The organism is Marinovum sedimenti (genome assembly GCF_054052205.1).
In genome coordinates, this window is sequence record NZ_JBSWBT010000003.1 from 33,441 (window position 1) to 52,372 (window position 18,932).

General features: G+C 64.0%; 18 protein-coding genes. 10 read left to right on the top strand and 8 right to left on the bottom strand.

The features are described 5' to 3' along the window. Positions 1 to 67: 67 nt before the first annotated feature. Both ACW9UO_RS18625 and ACW9UO_RS18630 read right to left on the bottom strand, forming a co-directional pair. On the bottom strand, positions 68 to 379 hold the full coding sequence (locus ACW9UO_RS18625; protein ID WP_457088989.1) for a chorismate mutase: 312 nt from the start codon (positions 377 to 379) through the stop codon (positions 68 to 70). 64 nt (positions 380 to 443) lie between these two features. Further along, positions 444 to 1,220, bottom strand: coding sequence for a DeoR/GlpR family DNA-binding transcription regulator (locus ACW9UO_RS18630; protein WP_457088990.1), 777 nt, complete (start codon positions 1,218 to 1,220; stop codon positions 444 to 446). A 135-nt stretch (positions 1,221 to 1,355) separates the two neighbouring features. Between ACW9UO_RS18630 and ACW9UO_RS18635 the strand changes: the two genes are divergently transcribed. From ACW9UO_RS18635 to ACW9UO_RS18645, 3 genes are all read left to right on the top strand, one after another. Then, positions 1,356 to 2,357 carry a class 1 fructose-bisphosphatase gene (locus tag ACW9UO_RS18635; RefSeq protein WP_457088991.1) on the top strand — a complete coding sequence of 334 codons (1,002 nt, stop codon included), beginning with the start codon at positions 1,356 to 1,358 and terminating at the stop codon, positions 2,355 to 2,357. Between the two features lie 215 nt (positions 2,358 to 2,572). Beyond that, positions 2,573 to 4,150 carry a tyrosinase family protein gene (locus ACW9UO_RS18640; protein WP_457088992.1) on the top strand — a complete coding sequence of 526 codons (1,578 nt, stop codon included), beginning with the start codon at positions 2,573 to 2,575 and terminating at the stop codon, positions 4,148 to 4,150. Beyond that, complete coding sequence (locus ACW9UO_RS18645; protein WP_457088993.1) at positions 4,147 to 4,935, top strand: copper chaperone; 789 nt, start codon at positions 4,147 to 4,149, stop codon at positions 4,933 to 4,935. The genes ACW9UO_RS18640 and ACW9UO_RS18645 overlap by 4 nt, the downstream gene beginning before the upstream one ends. Positions 4,936 to 5,044: 109 nt before the next feature. Here ACW9UO_RS18645 and ACW9UO_RS18650 read toward each other — a convergent pair whose 3' ends face one another. Next, entirely contained in the window at positions 5,045 to 5,233 is a 189-nt protein-coding gene (locus tag ACW9UO_RS18650; RefSeq protein WP_457088994.1) for a hypothetical protein, read from the bottom strand. Positions 5,234 to 5,545: 312 nt separating this feature from the next. On the opposite strand from ACW9UO_RS18650, the gene ACW9UO_RS18655 reads away from it, so the two are divergent. Then, positions 5,546 to 5,752: a DUF2783 domain-containing protein gene (locus ACW9UO_RS18655; protein WP_457088995.1), complete on the top strand. Its 207-nt coding sequence runs from the start codon at positions 5,546 to 5,548 to the stop codon at positions 5,750 to 5,752. Positions 5,753 to 5,755: 3 nt separating this feature from the next. On the opposite strand, the gene ACW9UO_RS18660 is transcribed toward ACW9UO_RS18655, so the two are convergent. Beyond that, complete coding sequence (locus ACW9UO_RS18660) at positions 5,756 to 6,658, bottom strand: LysR family transcriptional regulator (RefSeq protein WP_457088996.1); 903 nt, start codon at positions 6,656 to 6,658, stop codon at positions 5,756 to 5,758. A gap of 162 nt (positions 6,659 to 6,820) precedes the next feature. Between ACW9UO_RS18660 and ACW9UO_RS18665 the strand changes: the two genes are divergently transcribed. Next, on the top strand, positions 6,821 to 8,386 hold the full coding sequence (locus tag ACW9UO_RS18665) for a trimethylamine methyltransferase family protein (protein ID WP_457088997.1): 1,566 nt from the start codon (positions 6,821 to 6,823) through the stop codon (positions 8,384 to 8,386). 154 nt (positions 8,387 to 8,540) lie between these two features. Here ACW9UO_RS18665 and ACW9UO_RS18670 read toward each other — a convergent pair whose 3' ends face one another. Then, entirely contained in the window at positions 8,541 to 9,623 is a 1,083-nt protein-coding gene (locus ACW9UO_RS18670) for a ParB/RepB/Spo0J family partition protein (protein WP_457088998.1), read from the bottom strand. Further along, positions 9,620 to 10,960: an AAA family ATPase gene (locus tag ACW9UO_RS18675; protein ID WP_457088999.1), complete on the bottom strand. Its 1,341-nt coding sequence runs from the start codon at positions 10,958 to 10,960 to the stop codon at positions 9,620 to 9,622. Before ACW9UO_RS18675 ends, ACW9UO_RS18670 begins: the two co-directional genes overlap by 4 nt. Positions 10,961 to 11,428: 468 nt before the next feature. Here ACW9UO_RS18675 and ACW9UO_RS18680 point away from each other — a divergent pair, with 468 nt between their 5' ends. The 3 genes from ACW9UO_RS18680 (at position 11,429) to ACW9UO_RS18690 (ending at position 12,782) form a co-directional block, all read left to right on the top strand. Then, positions 11,429 to 12,172 carry a DnaA N-terminal domain-containing protein gene (locus tag ACW9UO_RS18680; RefSeq protein WP_457089000.1) on the top strand — a complete coding sequence of 248 codons (744 nt, stop codon included), beginning with the start codon at positions 11,429 to 11,431 and terminating at the stop codon, positions 12,170 to 12,172. A 65-nt stretch (positions 12,173 to 12,237) separates the two neighbouring features. Further along, positions 12,238 to 12,486, top strand: a complete 249-nt coding sequence (locus ACW9UO_RS18685; RefSeq protein WP_457089001.1) for a type II toxin-antitoxin system CcdA family antitoxin — start codon at positions 12,238 to 12,240, stop codon at positions 12,484 to 12,486. Continuing rightward, positions 12,486 to 12,782, top strand: a complete 297-nt coding sequence (locus ACW9UO_RS18690) for a CcdB family protein (RefSeq protein WP_457089002.1) — start codon at positions 12,486 to 12,488, stop codon at positions 12,780 to 12,782. Before ACW9UO_RS18685 ends, ACW9UO_RS18690 begins: the two co-directional genes overlap by 1 nt. A 22-nt stretch (positions 12,783 to 12,804) precedes the next feature. Here the strand turns inward: ACW9UO_RS18690 and ACW9UO_RS18695 are convergent, their stop codons facing one another. Beyond that, complete coding sequence (locus ACW9UO_RS18695) at positions 12,805 to 14,991, bottom strand: S8/S53 family peptidase (RefSeq protein WP_457089003.1); 2,187 nt, start codon at positions 14,989 to 14,991, stop codon at positions 12,805 to 12,807. Positions 14,992 to 15,000: 9 nt separating this feature from the next. Then, on the bottom strand, positions 15,001 to 15,936 hold the full coding sequence (locus ACW9UO_RS18700) for a phosphatase PAP2 family protein (protein WP_457089004.1): 936 nt from the start codon (positions 15,934 to 15,936) through the stop codon (positions 15,001 to 15,003). 398 nt (positions 15,937 to 16,334) lie between these two features. On the opposite strand from ACW9UO_RS18700, the gene ACW9UO_RS18705 reads away from it, so the two are divergent. Beyond that, positions 16,335 to 17,918: a hypothetical protein gene (locus ACW9UO_RS18705; RefSeq protein ID WP_457089005.1), complete on the top strand. Its 1,584-nt coding sequence runs from the start codon at positions 16,335 to 16,337 to the stop codon at positions 17,916 to 17,918. A gap of 240 nt (positions 17,919 to 18,158) precedes the next feature. Beyond that, on the top strand, positions 18,159 to 18,926 hold the full coding sequence (locus ACW9UO_RS18710) for a hypothetical protein (protein WP_457089006.1): 768 nt from the start codon (positions 18,159 to 18,161) through the stop codon (positions 18,924 to 18,926). The last annotated feature ends 6 nt before the right edge of the window (positions 18,927 to 18,932 follow it).

Genomic DNA, 18,932 nt, shown 5'->3' on the forward strand with positions numbered 1-18,932 from the left:
CGGTTTTCTTCCGTTTAACAGCTATGTATCGCCCGAAACACCGCAATGTCAGAGCACGCCGTAAGGATCAGCCAAGCACCCGCTGTTCGCGCCGGATCGACCATTCGATAAGCTCCGTCCACAGCGTTTCGGCCAGTGCCGGGTCAAGCCCTTGCGCCTCGGCCTCGGCCCGCACCTTGGCGATCACATCCGCCACCCGGTCCACCGTGCGCGCCGGCAGATCTTCGACCTGTTTGAGCGGAATCGCCCGGTCGATATAGCCCGCGCGATGGGTGAGAACCGCAATCAGATGCCGGTCAATCGCATCAATTTCAACGCGCAGTTCGGCCATCGAGGCACAGTCCTGCGCGGCGCGGGTGTTGTTGGGAATTTGGGTCATCTTGGGGCACCTGTCATCGTTTCGCACTCCCTAACGGTGCAGGCCCGGCGTCACAATTGCGATGTTAAACAGCCCCGGCCCCCGCAGGCAGAGTCAGCCTCACCCCCGCCGCATCCAACGTCGCACAGGCGGCGCTGTCGGGGGCTTGATCGGTGATGATCCAGGCAAATTCCTCAAGCCCAGCAAGCCGATGCAACGCCGCCTGCCCAAAGCGCGCGTGATGCACCAACAGGCACGAGGCCGCCGCCGCCGCCATCATCGCCAGCTTGCTGCGCAGCACGCCCTCGTCCATGTGAAAGGTCTCCAACCCCGACACCGCCGGGCTGGAGATAAAGGCAATGTCAGCGCGCAACCCGGTCAGCGTCTCTTCGGTGATTTTTCCCAGCCAGGCGTTATACTTGGCCGAATAGGCCCCGCCGGTCGCAATCAGAGTAATCCCCGCCTCATCGCGCAGCGCCTCAAGCACCGCCGCGTTGTTCGAGATCACCGTCAGCGGCCGCTTTTCGGGGCAGCGTCGCCCCAGCGCGGCGGCCATCGAGCCATCGTTGATCATCACCGTCATCCCCGGCTCGATCAGCCCCAGCGCCGCCTCGGCCATCGCATCCTTGGCCGCCATATCCTGCCGCTCGCGCAGGCGAAAATCGCTGATGAACTGCGTCCCCGAGCGGATCGTCGCCCCGCCGCGGATCTTGCGCAGCAGGCCTTCGCCCTCAAGCTCATCAAGATCGCGGTGAATGGTCATTTTCGACACCGCAAAGCGGCTCGCCAAGGCGTCAAGCTCGACCTCACCCTCGGCCACCAGCATGTCGATGATGGTTTGTTGTCTGACGTCACGCTTCATCGGGATCTCCTTGGACGCAACATCCCACATCCCAAAAATCACGTCAATAATGTTATAATGTTATTTTTACTTGTTATGGATGCCATGCTGTAGTATCCCAGCGCCACGCCCCCTAGAATCTCCGAAAGGTACCATATGCCCCTGCCCCCGCTGAAACTGGCCCGCGACGGCGACATTACTGCGCCCGAATTGGAGCACTTCCTCGCTGAGGAGGCCGGGACCGACGCCGCCAAAAAGAATCTGGCCGAGATCGTCATGACCTTCGCCCGCGCCGCCCTGCCGCTGTCGGCGCGTTTGGCGATGGGCCGTCTGCCGGGCGATCCGACAGCGATCCTTGGGGTAAACGAGTCGGGCGATAAGCAAAAGGCGCTCGATATCGCGGCGCATGACTACCTTGTCGAGGCGCTGCGCGATGTGCCGGTGGCGCGCATCCTGTCGGAGGAATCCGAACAGGTGATCACCCTCGACCCCAACGGCAAATACGATGTCGCGATGGACCCGATTGACGGCTCTGGCAGCATCGGCATCGGCGCACCGCTCGGCGCGCTGTTCTGCGTCTTTCCGGCGGGCGAAACCTTCCTGCGCTCAGGCCGCGATGTGATTGCGGCGGGCTATGTCTCGTTCGGTCACTCGGTCGACATGGGCTTTTCCATCGGCGGCGGCGTGGCGATTGCCTCGCTCAACCCGCAGGACGGAAAGTTCTACGTCGATGACACCAACATCGCGATTGCACCGGAAACCTCGGTTGTGGCCTTCAACGCCTCCAACATCAAACGCTGGGAACCGGCGCTGCAATACTACGCCGAAGACCTGCTGCGCGGCCCCGAAGGCGCGCGCGGACGTGAATTCAACATGCGCTGGATCGCGGCGGCGGTGGGCGATGTGCACCGCGTTCTGCGCTCGGGCGGCATGTTCCTTTATCCCGCAGACCGCCGCCCCGGCTATGAAGAAGGCTATCTGCGGCTGGCCTATGAGGCCTTCCCGATTGCCTTCCTGATGGAGAAATCCGGCGGTTGTGCCAGCAACGGTTACACCAAGATCCTCGACCTGACCCCGGCGCATCTACATGACCGGGTGCCGCTGTTCTTTGGCGGCAAGGGCGAGATCAACACGCTGGAATCCTACCTCAAGCGCTAGGGTCACAGCCCCAAAACGCACCGCAGCCGCCCTCCCCCGGAGAGGCGGCTGCACTGCCTTTAGGGAGGGTGTCCAGAAATATTTTCAACCTAAGCGGTTTTTCGTGCTACGCTGGCGTCAGATTTTTTGACGCCTCGCACCCTTTTTCGGTGCGCCCTGCGCTGGCTGCCTTGCGGCCCAGCGACCCGCCTTTGATTTTGAAAAGGATATTTCCCGTGACCGATCTCAAAACCCGCAAAAACGTGTTCGACACTGGCACCCCCTGGGCCGATCCCATCCTGTGGTACGCCCGCGGCGTGCAGGTGATGAAGTCCCGCCCCTTGGCCGACCCGACAAGCTGGGCCTTTTTCGGCGCAATCCACGGCATGTGGCGCGCGCTGTGGGACCATTACAACCTGACCGACCCGGCCGAAGCGGCCCCCAGCACCGCCGACACCGACACTTATCTCGATCAATGCCAACACCAATCGTGGTACTTTCTGCCCTGGCACCGGGGCTATCTGATTGCCCTCGAAGAGGTGCTGCGCGCCGCGATCAAAGACCTTGGCGGCCCACATGACACCTGGGCCCTGCCCTACTGGAACTACTTCGCCGATGGCCAAAACATCCTGCCCGCCGAGTTCCGCGACCCAAGCTGGCCCGGCGGCGGCAATGACAACCCGCTGTTTGTACACCAGCGTTGGGGGCCGATGGGCGGCACCTCGGCCTTTGACCTAAAGATGCTGACCAACCTCGGCGCGATGGATGACCCGGTGTTCACCGGCCCCGGCAACGGCGTGGCGCTCGGCTTTGGCGGGCCGACCACTGGCTTTAGCCCCGGCGGCGCGGCGGGCAATGGCGGCTGCGAAAGCGACCCGCACAATGTGGTGCACGGCCTCGTCGGGGGCCGCAACCCGACCGAGACCTTTTCGGACGGCACGCCCCTGCCCGGCCTGATGTCCAACCCGTTGACCGCAGCACTGGACCCGATCTTCTATCTGCACCACTGCAACATTGATCGGCTGTGGAACGCTTGGAACGACTTGCCCCCCGGCAAGCCCGTCAACAGCCCGAGCGACTGGACAAATCCCAACAATATCAACTGGCTCAATGGTCCGGTCCAATCGGGCGAGCGCGCCTTTGCCATGCCCAAACCCGATGGCAGCAAATGGAATTATACCCCGCGCGAGATGCAAGTGCCTGCCGATTGGGGCTATGATTACGATGATCTGACCCCAGGGGCCGCCGCCCAGCCCGTGTTTATGGCCGCCGCCGCGCGGATGGCGGGGCTTGGGATGTCAGCCAGCGCAGGAGGTGCCCCCATGGCGAAACAGGACAAATCCGAGATGGTCGGCGCCAGCGAAAGCGGCATTTCGCTCTCGGGCAGCGCCGCGCACACGGCAAGGGTCAAGACCGCGCCAGAGCCGCGCGCCCGCCTGTCAGACAGCCTTAATTCCGCCACGCCAACAGCGCCCGACCGGGTGTTCCTCAATCTCGAAAACATCACCGGGCTGGACGACGCCACCCTGTTGCGGGTGTTTGTCGGTCTGCCGGATGACGGTGCCGACGGCGAAGAGTACAACGCCGGGACCGTCTCGCTGTTTGGGGTCCGCAAGGCCAGCGACGCCGACAGCGCCCATGCGGGCAGCGGCCTGAACGCGACGCTTGAGATCACCAAGATCGTTGACAAGCTGCATCTTGACGGGGCGTTCGGCGCGGATGAGATCGAGGTCCGCCTTGTGCCGTTCGACGCGGTGCCCGAGGCCGCCAAGATCCACATCGGTCGGATCAGTATCTATCGGCAGCACGAATGACCCCGGCCGCCCGCGCATGGCTGCGGGCGGCCACGCCGCTGGCGGTTTTGTCAGTGCCGTCATGGGCCGTCTTGGGGCTCGGAAGCGATGCCATGGTACTGCCGGCGCTGTGTTCCTCGGGGCTGCTCTGGTCAGTGCCCGCGCCCGAAACCTACGCGTTCTTCTTCACTTACGTCTCGCCCATGGCCCTGATCCTCGGTTGGGCGATTATGGTCGCGGCGATGATGGTGCCCACCCTTCTCGGCCCGCTCGGATACCTGCGCCTGCGCACCTTCGCCCCTTTGCGCGTGCGTGCCGAAGTGCTGGCCCTTCTGGGTTACGCCGCCGTCTGGATGCTTGCGGGCGTGGGCCTGCTCGGCCTCGCCCTCACCCTACGGCTGGCAGCAGGCGACAGCCTCTGGCCTCTCACCGCCGCGCTGGCTCTGGCGCTGATCTGGCAGGCCTCACCGTGGAAGCAACGCGCGCTCAACCTGTGCCACCGCCAGTCCCCTCTTGCCGCCTTTGCCCCGGCGCTGTGGCGCGACTCCCTGCGGCTGGGCCTGGTCGCCGGGGGCAGCTGTCTGGCAAGCTGCTGGGCACTGATGCTCACCGCGCTCCTGCTACCCGCCTACCACCTGGAAGCCATGATCGCCCTGTCGCTCTGGATCTGGGCCGAGCGGCTGGACCCACCCCGCCCCGCCCGCTGGCACCTGCATCTTCCCCGCCGCGCCCTGCGCCTCTGCCGCCACCACCTCCGCGCCCTCCGCCTCACGCGCACCCCCGATCTGTCAACAGATCGGTCCTGATCCATCAATGGATCAGCCTCCCCCCACAGTCCGCCCAGCCGACCGCCCTAAAACGCCACCCCGATCTGTTGACAGATCGGTACCGATCCATTGATGGATCGGCGCCCGGTCACAATTCCTCGGCAAGGATCCGATCAATCGCACGGTTCATCGCCATCAGCTCAGGAGCCAACAGCGCCTCCAACTGCGCCTGATATGCAGCCGCTATCCCCTTCAGCTCCCGCATCAGCGCCCCGCCCTCCGCCGTCAGCCGCAGCACCACCAAACGCCGGTCCTGCGCGTTGACCTCTTTCGTCACCAGCCCCCGCGCCTCGAGCCGCGCCGCCGCCCGGCGGCTTCCTTCTGCCCAAGCTCGGCAATGGCTTCCGCCTACTCACCCTCAACACCGAAGCCCCCGACAGCCTTGAAGAGTCTGGCATTGCCTTCAGCCGGCTGGCGCTCTCCACCAAAGGCGACCCCACCGGCGCACTTGCCGCCCGCTATCTTGGCGGTGCCGCGCAAGCAGTCTACCTCATCCGCCCCGATCAGCATGTCGTCGCCCGCTGGGACAGTTTCGACGATACCGCAACCCGCGCCGCCCCGCGCCACGCCTGTGCAAAGGACTAAGAACATGCCCCTGAACACCGCCCCCAATATCCCCGACGGCGCTGGCTTTTATGCCGAGCTGATCAGCGCGCATGACGGCCTGTCCGAGGCCGAAAGCCACGCCTTCAACGCCCGCCTGATCCTGCTGCTGGCCAATCACATTGGCGACCGTGACACCCTGACCGATGCTTTGCAAAAAGCCGAGCAAACCGCGAAAGACAGCACCGCCTAGCGATCACACCACAGCCCCCACCGAGGCCCCCTGCCCCGCCAACCAGTCGCACAAAACATGCGCCGGATGCGAGGCATGTGGGCTGACCTTGATGTAGAAATCAAGCGGCGACGGCACCGCCGCATCAAGCAAAGGCACCAACCGCCCTGCCCGCTCCAGCGGCGCGGTCAGCCCCTCCCAGCCCAGCACCGCGCCCATGTCATCTTCGGCGGCCTGCAAACCGATGACATAGTTATTGACGCGCAGCCCGCCGCCCACCGGCCCGACATGCCCCAACGCGCGGCACCACTCCGCCCAAGAGGTCCAGCCGATCTCGGCCCGGTCGACATGGATCAGCGGCAGCCGCTCGAAATCCGCCACCCCGCGCACCTCGTGCTGCGCGGCAAAGCGCGGGCTCGCCAGCGCCTTGATGCAATCGTGGATCAGCAACCGGCAATCGCCGGTGTCTCGGGCCATATCGCCATAGTGAATCGTCAGGTCGCTGCCGTCATCGCCGGTGTCCACATCCGTCACGTTCTGCGCCACGGTGATGTGGCCATGTGACCGCCAGAACTGCCCCAGCCGCGGCGTCAGCCACAGCGCGCTGACGGCGGTGGTGGCGCGAATGGTGACGGCGGGTTTGTTGCTGCGCGACCGCAGTTGGTCCACCGCGCCCGCCATTTCCTCAAACCCGCGCTGCAAGGCCACCAACAGATAGGCCCCGGTCTCGGTCAGGCTGACCCCCCGGTGATGGCGGCGAAACAGGGTCTGTCGCAGCGCCGCCTCCAATGCCTTGACCTGATGGCTGACAGCGGCGGGCGTGACATTCAATTCCTGCGCCGCCCGCTTAAAGCTTTCGTGCCGGGCGGCGGCCTCAAAACTGGCCAAAGCGGTCAGCGGCGGCAGGTCATACGGGCTGTCAGTCATTATGTACGCTTGGTCATTTGGCAGAACCCTCACGCTATAGGCGGCCTTACAGCGCCATTAGGCTCAATTGACCTAAGTCATAGCCCAAAATTATTGCAATTGCCAGAAACCTTACCCGCGGGGAAGATCGCAGCCACCCCACCGCACAGGAGCGCCGCCGCCATGCTCGACCGTCCCGCCAAACCCGCCCGCAAATCCCGCCGCACCGCGCGCCCCGACCGCAGCACCAAGCCGGGGCAGAACCCGCACCTGCATGTGCCCTTCCTGCGCCGTGGCATCCCGACCTATGACCTCCTCAACGCGGCCAGCCTCGATAAGATCGACGCCGCCGCCGACCGGATCTTGGCCGAGATCGGCATCGAGTTTCGCGACGATCCCGAGACGGTCGCGCTGTTCCGCAAGGCCGGTGGACAGGTCACCGACACGGCCGAGAACACCTGGACCATCCGCTTTGAACCCGGCCTGATCCGCGAACTGCTGGCCACCGCCCCGGCCAAGTTCACCCAGCACGCCCGCAACCCCGCGAACAACGTCGAGATCGGCGGCGACGCGATGGTCTTTGCCCCCGCCTATGGCTCGCCCTTCGTGATGGACCTCGACCGGGGCCGCCGCTATGGCACCCTTGAGGACTTCCAGAACTTCATCAAGCTCGGCCAATCTTCCCCGTGGCTACACCACTCTGGCGGCACCATCTGCGAGCCGACCGACGTGCCGGTGAACAAGCGCCACCTCGATATGGTCTACGCCCACATGCGCTACTCCGACCGCGCCTTCCTTGGCTCGATCACCGCCCCCGAGCGCGCGGCGGATTCGATTGAGATGTGCCGCGTCCTGTTCGGCGCGGAGTTCGTCGACAGCCACTGCGTGATCATGGGTAACTTCAACACCACCTCGCCGCTGGTGCTTGACGGCGTGACCACGCGCGGCATCCGTGAGTATGCGCAGGCGAACCAGGCCTCGATCGTCCTGCCCTTCCTGCTGGGCGGCGCGGTGTCGCCGCTGACGATGGCCGGATCAATCGCGCAATGTCTGGCCGAGTCGATGACCGGCTGCGCGCTGACACAACTGGTCCGCCCCGGTGCGCCCACCGTGCTGGCCGGGTTCCTGGCCTCGATGGACATGCGCTCTGGCTCGCCCACCTTTGGCACGCCCGAGCCGGCGCTGGGCTCGCTGGTGATGGGCCAGATGGCGCGGCGCATTGGCCTGCCGCTGCGCTGTGCGGGTAATTTCAGCACCTCGAAACGCCCCGATGGGCAGGCGATGCAACAGGCGATGATGTCGATGATGTCCGCCGTGCAGGGCGGCGCGAACTACATCCTGCACGCGGCGGGCTTCCTCGATGGGCTGCTGTCGATGTCATATGAGAAGTTCGTGATGGACTGCGATATGTGCGGCGCGTTGCATGCCTATGTGAACGGGATGACTGTCACCGACGAAACCCTCGGCATTGATGCGCTGGCGCAGAACGGGCCGGGCGCGCATCTGTTTGGCACCGATCACACCCTGCGGCACTACCAGACCGCCTATTGGGACAGCGGGCTGAACGACGACCAGCCGTGGGAAACCTGGGATGAGCAAGGCGCGGTGGATCACGCCACGCGGGCCAACACCCGCTGGAAAGAGACCCTGCGCGACTACCAAGCCCCGCCACTGGATATGGACCGCGACATGGCGCTGAAAGACTTCATCGCGCGCAAAAAGGCCGGGATGGCGGACGCTTGGTATTGAGGCAGCGCGAAACCTTACCCGCGGATAAGGTCAACCTTGCTGTCCTTATCCGCGGGTAAGGTTTCAGAGGTAAGCCGGACGCCAGCCCGCACCCCTGCGCATAAAAAAAGCCGGGCTGATGCCCGGCCTTGCGTTTCTAAGGTAGGGCGTAGGCCTAGCCCAACCCATCAATCAACGAAGCAATCGCGCGTTCCAGCCGCTGCCGGTCGATGGCTGAAAAGTCCCGGTCGACCTTGATCTCCAGCCGCCCCGCGCTTGCCGTGCATTTCACCTGACCAGCACGCGAGCGGATGTGGAAGGTGGTCTTGGTCTTGCCGCCCGTGGTCTTGACCGGCTTGGGCGGAGGCGGCCCCATATCGCGCGGCGCATCACCCCAATCGGCATAGCGGCGCAGCACTTCCATCTCTTCCTGAATGCCGCGATTGTCGTCGTCGGCCAGCTCAAGCCGGATCATATCGGCAATCTCGGGCGCGTCTTTCAACGCCTTGGCCAAGGCAACACCCAGCGCGCGCGGCACCTCGGTTGGGAACATCAGCACCGCGCCCAAACGCTCCATCACCAGCGCGAACGACTTGATGTAGCTGCGCTTGGAATAGGGCGCCGACTGGAACAGCGCGGCGATGGCGGCCCCCAGATCCTTGGCCTCGGTTGCGGGATCGGCGGCATAGACCTGCGCGGCGTGGGCCATCTCGGCAAAGGACAGATCTTTACGGACGATGTTTTCATCGACCATCCGGCGATACAGCCCACCTATGTCACCCGCGCCCGGCATGATCAGCGCCGGAATGCGCGCCCAAGCCTCATCGCCGGTCTCTTCCAGCAGCGCCTTATAGGCGCCCAACCGGCGGAAACCCTGCACCAGCTCATAGCCGCTGCCATCGGGGCGGGGCAGCACGCGGATCGGGTTGGACAGGCCAATCTCACGCACCGAGGTGACCAGCTCGGCGAGCTCGAAATCTTCGCCGGGGATACGGTCGCGCACCAGCATATAGGTGTGGACGTCGCCCAGCGGCACCATCTCAACCACATTGCCGGCCTCGCGCAGCGCCACGAATTCATGCGCCAGCGCGTCGTTCTCATCGCGGATCGCCTCGGCCGCGCTTTTGCGGGCCTGCAAGGCTTCGGCGTTCTCGGCAATGGCGCTGGCCATCGGGCTGCGGCGGCCCGTGGTCTCTTGCGACTCGGCCACGGCATCCTCGGGGATGTCGATGTCAAACATGCGGCGTTTGCGGGTCATGCGCTCTCTCCTTCCTCAACCTTATCCGCGGGTAAGGTCGGCGTGGCCATGCCCTGCCAATGCGGCAGCATCACCTCGCGAAATTCACCATAAGCGCGGTCAAAACTGGCGCGGGCGCGCCGCCAAGTTTCGCGCGTCATGTCGCGGTAGTCCATTTCATAGATCGAACTGAGGAAGCGCCCGGATTGTTCGACCGCCCGGGTCATCTCGACCGGGTGCTGCGCGAGTTTGTCACCAAACACCTTACCAAAGGCTTCGAACATCGCACGGTGCAGGTCGTTGCCCGGTTCGTACCGGGTGAGCAGGAAGCGGACATCATGAAAGGCTTTGGGCAGGGTGATGTTGCCGTCGGGCAGGGTGCCCTCAAAGCCATAGGCGAGGTCTTCGAGCGCCTCGGACAGCTGGCCGATAAAGGAGGTGGTGCTGTCGTATTCCCAATAGCCCGGGCCGGAGGGGATATAGAGCATGTCGGCGGCAAAGACCGCGTTCATCGACTGATAGCCGATGGCGGGGGGGCAGTCGAAGAAGATCAGGTCCCACTGGTCATCTGGCAGCTGGTCGAGGAAGCGGGAGACGGCGGCAAAGAACGACCACTCGGGATTGAGGTGGCGGTACTGGGCGGAGGCGAACTCGACAAAGGCGGCGTTGGCGCAAGAGGGGATCAGGTCGATGGTGGGCCAGTTGGTGTGCTGGATAAAGTCGGTGATGCGCAGATCATGCAGGCCGAGATCGGTGATCGCCGCGGGGATGGCGCGGCGGGGCAGGGCGGCCCCACTGGCGGCGCCGCGCGGGGCATTGTTCTGGGCCTCGGTCTCGCGGATCAGGTCGCGCGCCATGATGCCCCAGACGGTGTGTTCCTCGCCGACATCGGTCAGGCCCATCGAGTGGCTGAGCGTGGCTTGCGGGTCGAAGTCGACGCAGAGCACACGGTAGCCATCAAGCGCTGCGGCATGGGCAAAGTGCTGGGCGACGGTGGATTTGCCGGCGCCGCCCTTGAAGTTGGCGATGGCGGTGCGAAAGGCGCGGCCGCCGGGGCGGGGGGGCTGAAGCGACTTGCCGCGCGGCTTGATCCGGCGGCGCAGGGTGTTGACCTCATCAAGGGTGAACCAGCGCTGCCGACCGTCAGGCTCGACCAACCCCGCGGGTAAGCTCGGGTCCGCGGCCAGCTTGCCGCGAAAGGTCGATTGGTTCAGCCCAAGGATCAGCTCGGAGACCTCCCAGGACGAGAACCGGCGGAGGGTCTTTTCATTCTGCGGCGAGAAGGTCTGTTGCCGGATCCAGCCCTGCATCTTGAGGGATTTGGACTGCATCTCGCGGAGGTCTGCATGTGTCAGCATTTTTGCCTCGGACGTAAATTTCTGCTCTTTGTCTATTTACGCTGAATTTGCCTTTTTTGTCGAGATCACTATTTTCTAAACTGCTTCGGGGCCTTCACGCCGTGCCGCGCAGCGGGGCAGGGGGCTTTCCGCCTCAGGTCCGACCGAATCGGGTGGGAGGTTTGCCCGCCAGGATTTCGCGGATTTGGGGGGACGTGATCGGGGGCCACCCGACATCTTGAGGGGACACATAGCGCCCATAGGGTGACATGCCAGACGTCCCCCTATACCTAATCCATACCTGATTTCTTTTTGAATTGGGTTTGGGGGAGAGAGGCGAACACGCGAATCCTTGACAAGCTGGGGCTTTCCAACGCTAATTGACCCAAGATCGGGAATAGCGTTTGAAACGCCGGGCAGCAGACCCGGAAGCGCACCTCGACGAGGCAGTGGACAGCACCGCATCTGCGGCGTGGGCGAGGGAATGCAATGCAGATGGGGCAAGGTGGTCTGGCGGACAAGGCGCGGAATGTCACCGGGGGAAATGCCACCGGACGGAATATTTCGGGGCCGGGATCTGCCGCTCTCAAATACGATATCTTAACGGCTCTTCTGGTCACAGCGACGCGCGGCGACGCTGTTGCGGCCCGGTTGGCGCTTCGGCTGTCGCTGGTGATCACCGCGCGGTTCAACTGGCGCAACGGCACCTTTGCCGTGGGCCAGCGCGAGATGGCGCGCATGTGGGGCGTGACCGAACGGACCGCCAAACGCGAGATGGCCGAGCTGCGCAGTCGTGGCTGGATTGCGGTTGATGTGCCCGCCGCGCGCGGCAGAGTAACGCAATATCGCATCGAGCTGCCGGTGGTCCTTGCGGCGACGATGCCGCATTGGGATGCGGTCGGCCCCGATTTCGCGGCGCGCATGGTGGTCGCACCAGAGCCCGCGCCGGATGTCAGCAACGTTGTGCCCCTGCGGCGCGACGTCGGCCTGCCGCTGGAGGATGGCACCGGCTGGGCCAGTGTCGCGGCGCGACTGCAATCGCAAGATCCCGGGGTCTATGGCGCGTGGTTTGCGCCGCTGGTGCCGGTGGACGTGGAAAGCGGCATCCTGACGCTGCGCGCGCCATCGCGGTTTATCGCGGACTATGTGACCACGCATTATCACACCCGGCTTTTGGCCGCGGCCAGTGCGGGCGGGCAGGGCATCCGCGATGTGCGGGTGACGGTGGCGTAAGCCGAGCAGTATTGAACTGCACACGGTGCGTGTGTATATTCGATGCGATAGCTAGGAGCCACGCCATGCATGCCACTTCGAGTGCCAAGAAACGGACAAATGTGACGATAGATAGTGGCTTGCTTGAGGCCGCGCGAGAGTTGGGGCTGAATGTCTCGGCGATCAGCGAGGCGGCCCTGGCGGCAGAGGTTCGCGCGGCGCGGGCCAGCGCATGGCAGGCGGAAAACCTTGAGGCGATGGCGCAGCGGCGGGCGTGGATCGAGGCGAACGGGCCGCCGCTCGCGCGGTGGCAAGTGCTTGGACACAAGGGGTAATGGCGCAGTTCTGCGTGTATCGCCTGCCGGATGGGATGCTGGTGCTTGATCTGCAAACCGACCTCATCGACACCGGAACGCGGGTTGTCGCGCCGCTTTTGCCAGAGTCGGCGGACTTGCAGCCGATCACCCGGTTGGAACCGATTTTCGAGATTGAGGGCGCTCGGCTTGCGCTGCACACCGCCGAACTTGCTGCGGTGCCTGCCGGGCTGTTGGCGGGCGCGCCTGTGGCGGACCTCACCGCGCGCGATTACGAGATCCGAGGCGCGCTTGATATGGTGTTTTCCGGATTTTGACCTGAGGTTTGCCGCCCGGCCCTCAATTTTGGGCAACCGGGCGGCGGAGGTTATAGCCGGGTGAACCGGTCTGGCGTGGGCGAGAACAGGCCCGGCACGATGCCTTGGCCGATGTGGCGCGGATCGGCTGTTGACGGGTCGAGGCTTGCCAGCACCAGATCGCGGATCGGCGTTGCGGGGGGCGCCCGTTTAACACTTGGATCAGCGCGGTGCGCAGGGTGAAGGGTGCGGCGAAACTGGTGCCGCGCACCGCCACGATGCTGCCGCTGTAGGTGCCGGTGACAAGGATGTTGGGGCGCATGACGCTGGCCTCGCTTGCGGCGGCGCAGGTGGGTTGGCGCGGGTGCCCGTTGTGGGCCGGGGTCAGGGCGGAACTGCCCGAGGAGAACGCCGAAACGCTGGCATCCGAGGCGCGCGACGATCCGGCGACAATCACGCCGCTGGAGCCTGCCGCCGCCGAAAGCGTGCCGAAACGCTTGATTGGTGAGGCGGCGGAGTCGTCGTGAGGGTGATGCCCGTCGGCGCCAAACCGGGTATAGGCACCGTGGTCGAGATAGGCTTGGCGCCCGGCGGGGGCAAAGCCTTCGGGGGTTTCGCCGCGTTCGACCCAAATCGCGAGGGTGTCGGCAAAGCCCGGCTCGGGGGTGCTGAGTTTCAGGTGCCACAGGCCGCTTGGGGCGGGGCCGGTGGTGGCCGGGATCGCGAGGGTGAGCATCCGCCTGTCGTGGCCAGTTCCGGTTCCGGGGACAGCGCGGGGGGCGCTGCTTTGGCAATAGAGGCGCGCGAGCGTTTCGCCGTTTGGTGCGAAATCATAGGCATGGCCGGGTTTGAAGCCGCCGCTTGGCGTGGGGATCGCGGTGCCGTCGGGGAGGATAAGCTGTAACGCCACGGGAAACTCAGCGGCGCCCGAGGCTGGGGAGGCGGCGAAATCCGACCACAGTTGCACAAAGCTGGCGGTGCGGTCGTCGGGCTGTATCGCCAGGCCGATGCTGGATTTCGCGGGGTCCGCGAGGTCCTGGGCCGAGAGTTGCGCGTGGGTGGCGCTTTGCAGGCTGTTGCCCGCTGCGGCGGCGATGGCGCGCAGTTCGCCCGCGTTGAGCCGCCGGTCAAATTCGGCGCTGAGCCCGTCAAAGCCATCGTGGCGCCCGGCGAAGGTGCCAAAGGCGTGGGTGACGAAATAGGCCGGGGCAGGGCGGCCCGCGACGACCTCATGCAGCGCGTGGTGCCAGAGCCAGTTGAGGCCGGAGATGACATAGAGATCGTGCAGAAAGCCGTTGGTGCGGGCGACCGAGGCGGCGGGCAGCTGGATCGCCATCAGATCGACGGTGTCGAGCCGGGCTTCGGGGCTGTCGGGATCGGTGCCAAAGGCGACATGCGCGACGGCGGTGCCGTGTGAGGCGCGGCGTTTGAGGTGGTGATGTTCGGGGCCATCGGCACCGGTGCCGAGGCGGGCGTAGAGATCGGCCTCGGTCATGTAGGGATCGGTGTTGAGGTCGCTCAGGGCGGCGTTGATCATGGCGGCGTTTAGCGCGTGGCCGATGCCGGGGCTGGAGGTGGTGCCGGGGCTGTCGTCCTGCGCCCAGACGTGGGCAAAGCGGGTGCCGGTGGCGCGGCGAAACACTTGGTTGGCAAAGCCGATGGCGTGGTCGATCACGACGCCAACCGGCGGGGCGGTGTCGGATTGTGGGATCAGGGGCGTTCCGTCGGTGAGGGATTTTTCGAGGTGGGCGAGGGTGTCTGCGGTCTCGGGCACGGTGGGGGGGATGCCGGTCGAGGGGGTCTGGCCGGGATCGCCGCGCAGCAGTGTGGCCGAGGTTAGGGTGAGGGTTTCGCCGCAGCTTGTGGGCAAGAGGCTGGCGATGGGTGTTGCGATGTGGTCGCCGCGTAAAAAGAGCAAAAGCTCGCATGTTGCCGCGCCGCCCGACGGGGCCGATTGCAGCAGTGCAGCAAAGGCATAAAGCGCGTCGTGGCGGGTGACGATGAAGGGCGGATTGGGACCGGCGGGCGTGACCAAGGTTTGCCAATCGGCGTGCGTGTCGGCGACAGGGGCGGCAGCGAGGGTGAGTTCAAGCGTCACCAGTTGCGGGTAATAGCGGGCGGGATCGGGGGCACCGGCCTCTTGCGATCCGGGCGCGCTGGCGTAGTACAGCTCGTAAGGGTGGCGTAACGCATCACCCTGAGAAAGCGGGGTTTCTGTCCAACTGGGCATGAACTGGCCTCAGCTCCACTCGGCGCGGGCGCGTTTGAACAGCGCCTTAAGAAGCCGGGCGTCGGGGGCAGAGGTGCGCGCCGTGGTGGTGAGGTAATTGGCGGTGCTGCCGGAATAGGCGGCGTTAAGATCGGTGAGCGACAGTTTGGCGCCATCAGCGGCGGCGTCCTGTGATTTCACGGTGACGGCGTAGTGCTGCCCGACGGCCCCGCTGCGGTGCAGCAACATACCGGCCAGTGATTTCCCAAGGGCCGCGCCGCAGATATTGTCGACATGAAAATGCACGCCAGCGACCACGCGGTTGTGGGCGATGCGCGCGGCTTGCAGCGCCATTTGCGCGCCATAGGCCGATGTGTCGCCGCCGGACCCCGAAACGAGGGTAAGCACCTCGGCGATGGCAAAGCTTTCGGTGGCGTGGCCAGAGGGAAAGCTGCTGTGGGCGGGGGCGGTGATCATCGGCTGGATCTGCGCGTCGTATTCATGCGGCCGGCGGCAGGCCATCGCGTTTTTGAGCGCTTTTTCCACGGCGATCACCGGCAAGAGCACGGCCTGCAACAGTTCCAATGTCCATTTGTGCCGGGCCAGGTTCATCGACAGCGGCATGGCAAGGAACGACAGGATGTCGCCGGTCTGGGCAAGGATTTCCGGCGCGCGGTCGGCCCGCAAATCGGCGGCGGCCTTGACGTCGGGCACTTGGGCCTGAAACGCGGCTTCGGTCGGGCGGGCGGCGCAAAACAGGGTGTCGGTCCCGACCAGAACGCTGGCGGTTTCGCTGGCGCCGTCCAGCGCGATGTCGAGGCCCGACATGGTTTCGACAAAGATCGCCGACTGGCGCGAGCCGGGATCCCAGCGGAACAGGTTTTCAGGATCGTCAAACCCCAGATGGCTTGGCAGATGGGCCGCGGGCTGGCGGGCCCCGATCACGCCATCGCGGGCCAGCATCATGGCCCCAGAGGCGGCGCCGGGAACGCTTTCCAGGCCGATGTTCCCGATGTTTCCAATGTTCCCTATATTGCCGATGTTTCCGATATTCCCAATGTTTCCAATATTACCGATGTTGCCAATATTTCCGATGTTTCCAATGTTACCGATATTGTTAAAAGACATAGCTATCCCCTGTGATGAGTTGTGATACGGGTTTGAAAAAATCCTGTTCAACTGCAACAAGTGTTAACGAAACCGGTCCAGTTTGGTCTAGATCTATAGCAGAGCCGCCGCTTACCGGCCCGAATTGCGTATTTTTGACGTTTTACTGGGCTAGGTTTTGACGAACTGTGTTAGCGTTAAGCCCATAAGATGCGAGGATCGGTGAATTGAATACGCTCGCGCCGAAAGTTTTTTCTATGCCTACTGCCAAAAAGACGGTGGGGATCTCGGTCAAATTGTTTGGATCTTTTGCCATCACTGATGCCGAAGGAGCCGACCGCACGCCTAAAGGCGCGAAATCCAAAGCCTTGGTGGCGATGGTGCTGATGGCGCCCGATTTGACACGATCGCGTGCCTTTCTGGCGCAAAGCCTGTGGTCGGATCGGGGGCAGGCGCAATCGCTGGCCAGCCTGCGCCAGGCGATCAGCGAAATCCGCACGGCGCTGGGCCCCTGCGCCGCGCATTTTCTGACCGATCGCAAAGTGGTGGCGTTTGATGCTGGCGCGGTGGTCTCGGATTTTGAAGAGGCGCGAGAAAAGACCAAACAGGGCCTGCCGTTTCTGGAGGATGTGCAAAGCGCGGATCCGGCGTTTTCGGAGTGGCTGGCGCAGGTGCGCGAACAGTTCGGATTGCAAGAAAAGCTGTCGGCCCGGCTGCCGCTTGAGATTCGCAGCACCGGCACGGCGGATGTGATGCACCGGCGGCTGTTGTCGCATGGCATTGCTGACAGTATAGGCGACTGGTGCGCGCTGAAAATCGCCACCATCAGCGACGATCCTGATCGGTTCGCCAGCAACGGTCCCGAGGAACTGGCCAAGTTTCTGCTCACCGCGCAAGTAGATGCCAGCGGCGATGCGGCGGCGGCGCATGTTTCGCTGGCCGACGGGCAGCCCTATTCCCCGCGCTGGTCGCTTGCGGCCAATGTGTGTGCGGATCCGGTGGCGGTGATGTCGGACGAAAAGATGCTGCAACTGGTCAACAAGACGGTCGAGCGCACGCTGCTTGATCTGGCTCCGTCGCATGAAGACGCCAACACCAATGAGTATCTCTCGGCGGGAACCCTAGGCGCGGTGCGGCTTATTTTTCGCAACAAACCGGGTGACTTGAAGCTGGCCAAGACGCAACTGGCGCAGAATTACGAGATCCATCGCAAGGGGGTTTATCTGGCGTGGCTGGCGTATATCACCACGCTGGAGCGCGCCGAAAAGGACTATCGCGACCAGCGCGCCTTGCAGGAAAACGCGGACGCGCTGTGCCGCAAGGCGCTGGAGCTTGATCCTTACGGCTCGATGACGCTGGCGCTATGTTCTTATGCCACTTCGTTTATTCTGGGCGACCGGGGGCGCGGGATCGAGCTTGCGACGCTGGCGTTGGAGTCCAACCGTGCCAATCCGCTGGCCTGGCTGTTTCGTGGTGCCGCCTATTCGCTTGAGGGCGACGGCAAGGCCGGGCTGCGCGACAGTGAGTATTCGCGGCGCATTCAGGGCGGCGGGTTTTATTCCTATGTGGTCGATACGTTTTGCTGCGCTGCGGCGACAAGCGCAGGGATGCTGGATGAGGCGGTTATCTATGCCGAGCGTGCCTCGCAGAAGGCGCCGCTTTACAAAGCGCCGCTGCGCTATCTGACGGCGATCCATGCGTCGCGCGGCGATATGGACGAGTTGCGGCTTTCGATCCGGCGGCTGCGCAAATTGGAACCGGAGTTCACAATCGATTCCCTGCGCGACAAAGAGTATCCGGTGCCCGGATTGCGCGCCATTGGGTTGATCAAGTCCGGCTGACCGTCTGATTTTCCTAATATTTACGAACTTTTAACGACTGTCCCGATGGTCCGATGTGGCCTGTTTTTCCTATGCTGATTTTATAGATGTTAGCTTTTGGTTTCACATGAAAATTCGCAAAAACGCCGTTGGGTTTAGGGGCTTTGATGGGTCGGAGGGGCGCTGGGTTTTGCAGGTCTCCTCTGCGCGGTTTGGCCCGTATCGCCCGATCTGTGCCGCCCGTGCCGGGACAGTGCAGCCATGACCGTTACCATATTGCATGGCCAGCCGGTGCCTTATTCGGTGGCGGGCTGCGCCGATCTGACATTGGCGCGCAAGGCCGCGCGCGCGCGCTATGCGGCGCTGGCGCAGGCGGCGGATGACAGCATTGAGCTTCAGGCGCAAAAGATCCGGGCGGCGCTTGGCGATCATGCCAGCCCGCGCGTCAAGGCCTGGACCAAGCTGTGCCGGGCGATCGACGCGTCGGGTGCCATGGTGCAACAGCTTGCGGTTGATGCGGTGCTGGCCAGTGGCGCGGTGCTTCACGCGCTTGCCGATGATATGCGCGCGCCGCATCTGATTGGCGCGGCACGGGCCGTGGCGCTGACCACCGGCGCGGAGCCGTTTGGAATCCAGATTATTCTCGCCGACGATGTGACCGAGCAGCAGGAGGCCGCAGTGGTGTTTGTGCCCGGACGTTGGGCGGCGATTTACCCATTGGTATCAGGCCCCGGCACCATTTATGCGCGGCGGCGGCAGGCGCTGGCGCAGGCGTTGAGCGATGCGATGGCGCTGTTGATCAATGGCGCGGTGGACGAGGGCGCATTGCGTTTTCGGCTGTCGAAGGTGCGGCAAGCGGTGGTGGAGCTTGAGACGGGAAAAGCCGGGCTGCCCACAACCATAGCGGAATGGCGGCAATTTATGTTAAATGAGGTAGACGCAGAGATTTTCATCTTCGATCTGCTTTTGGTTGAGTACAAAGATACGGATTGCCGTATCGATTCCAGCGCGCGGGGCACATCGGACTGACATAGG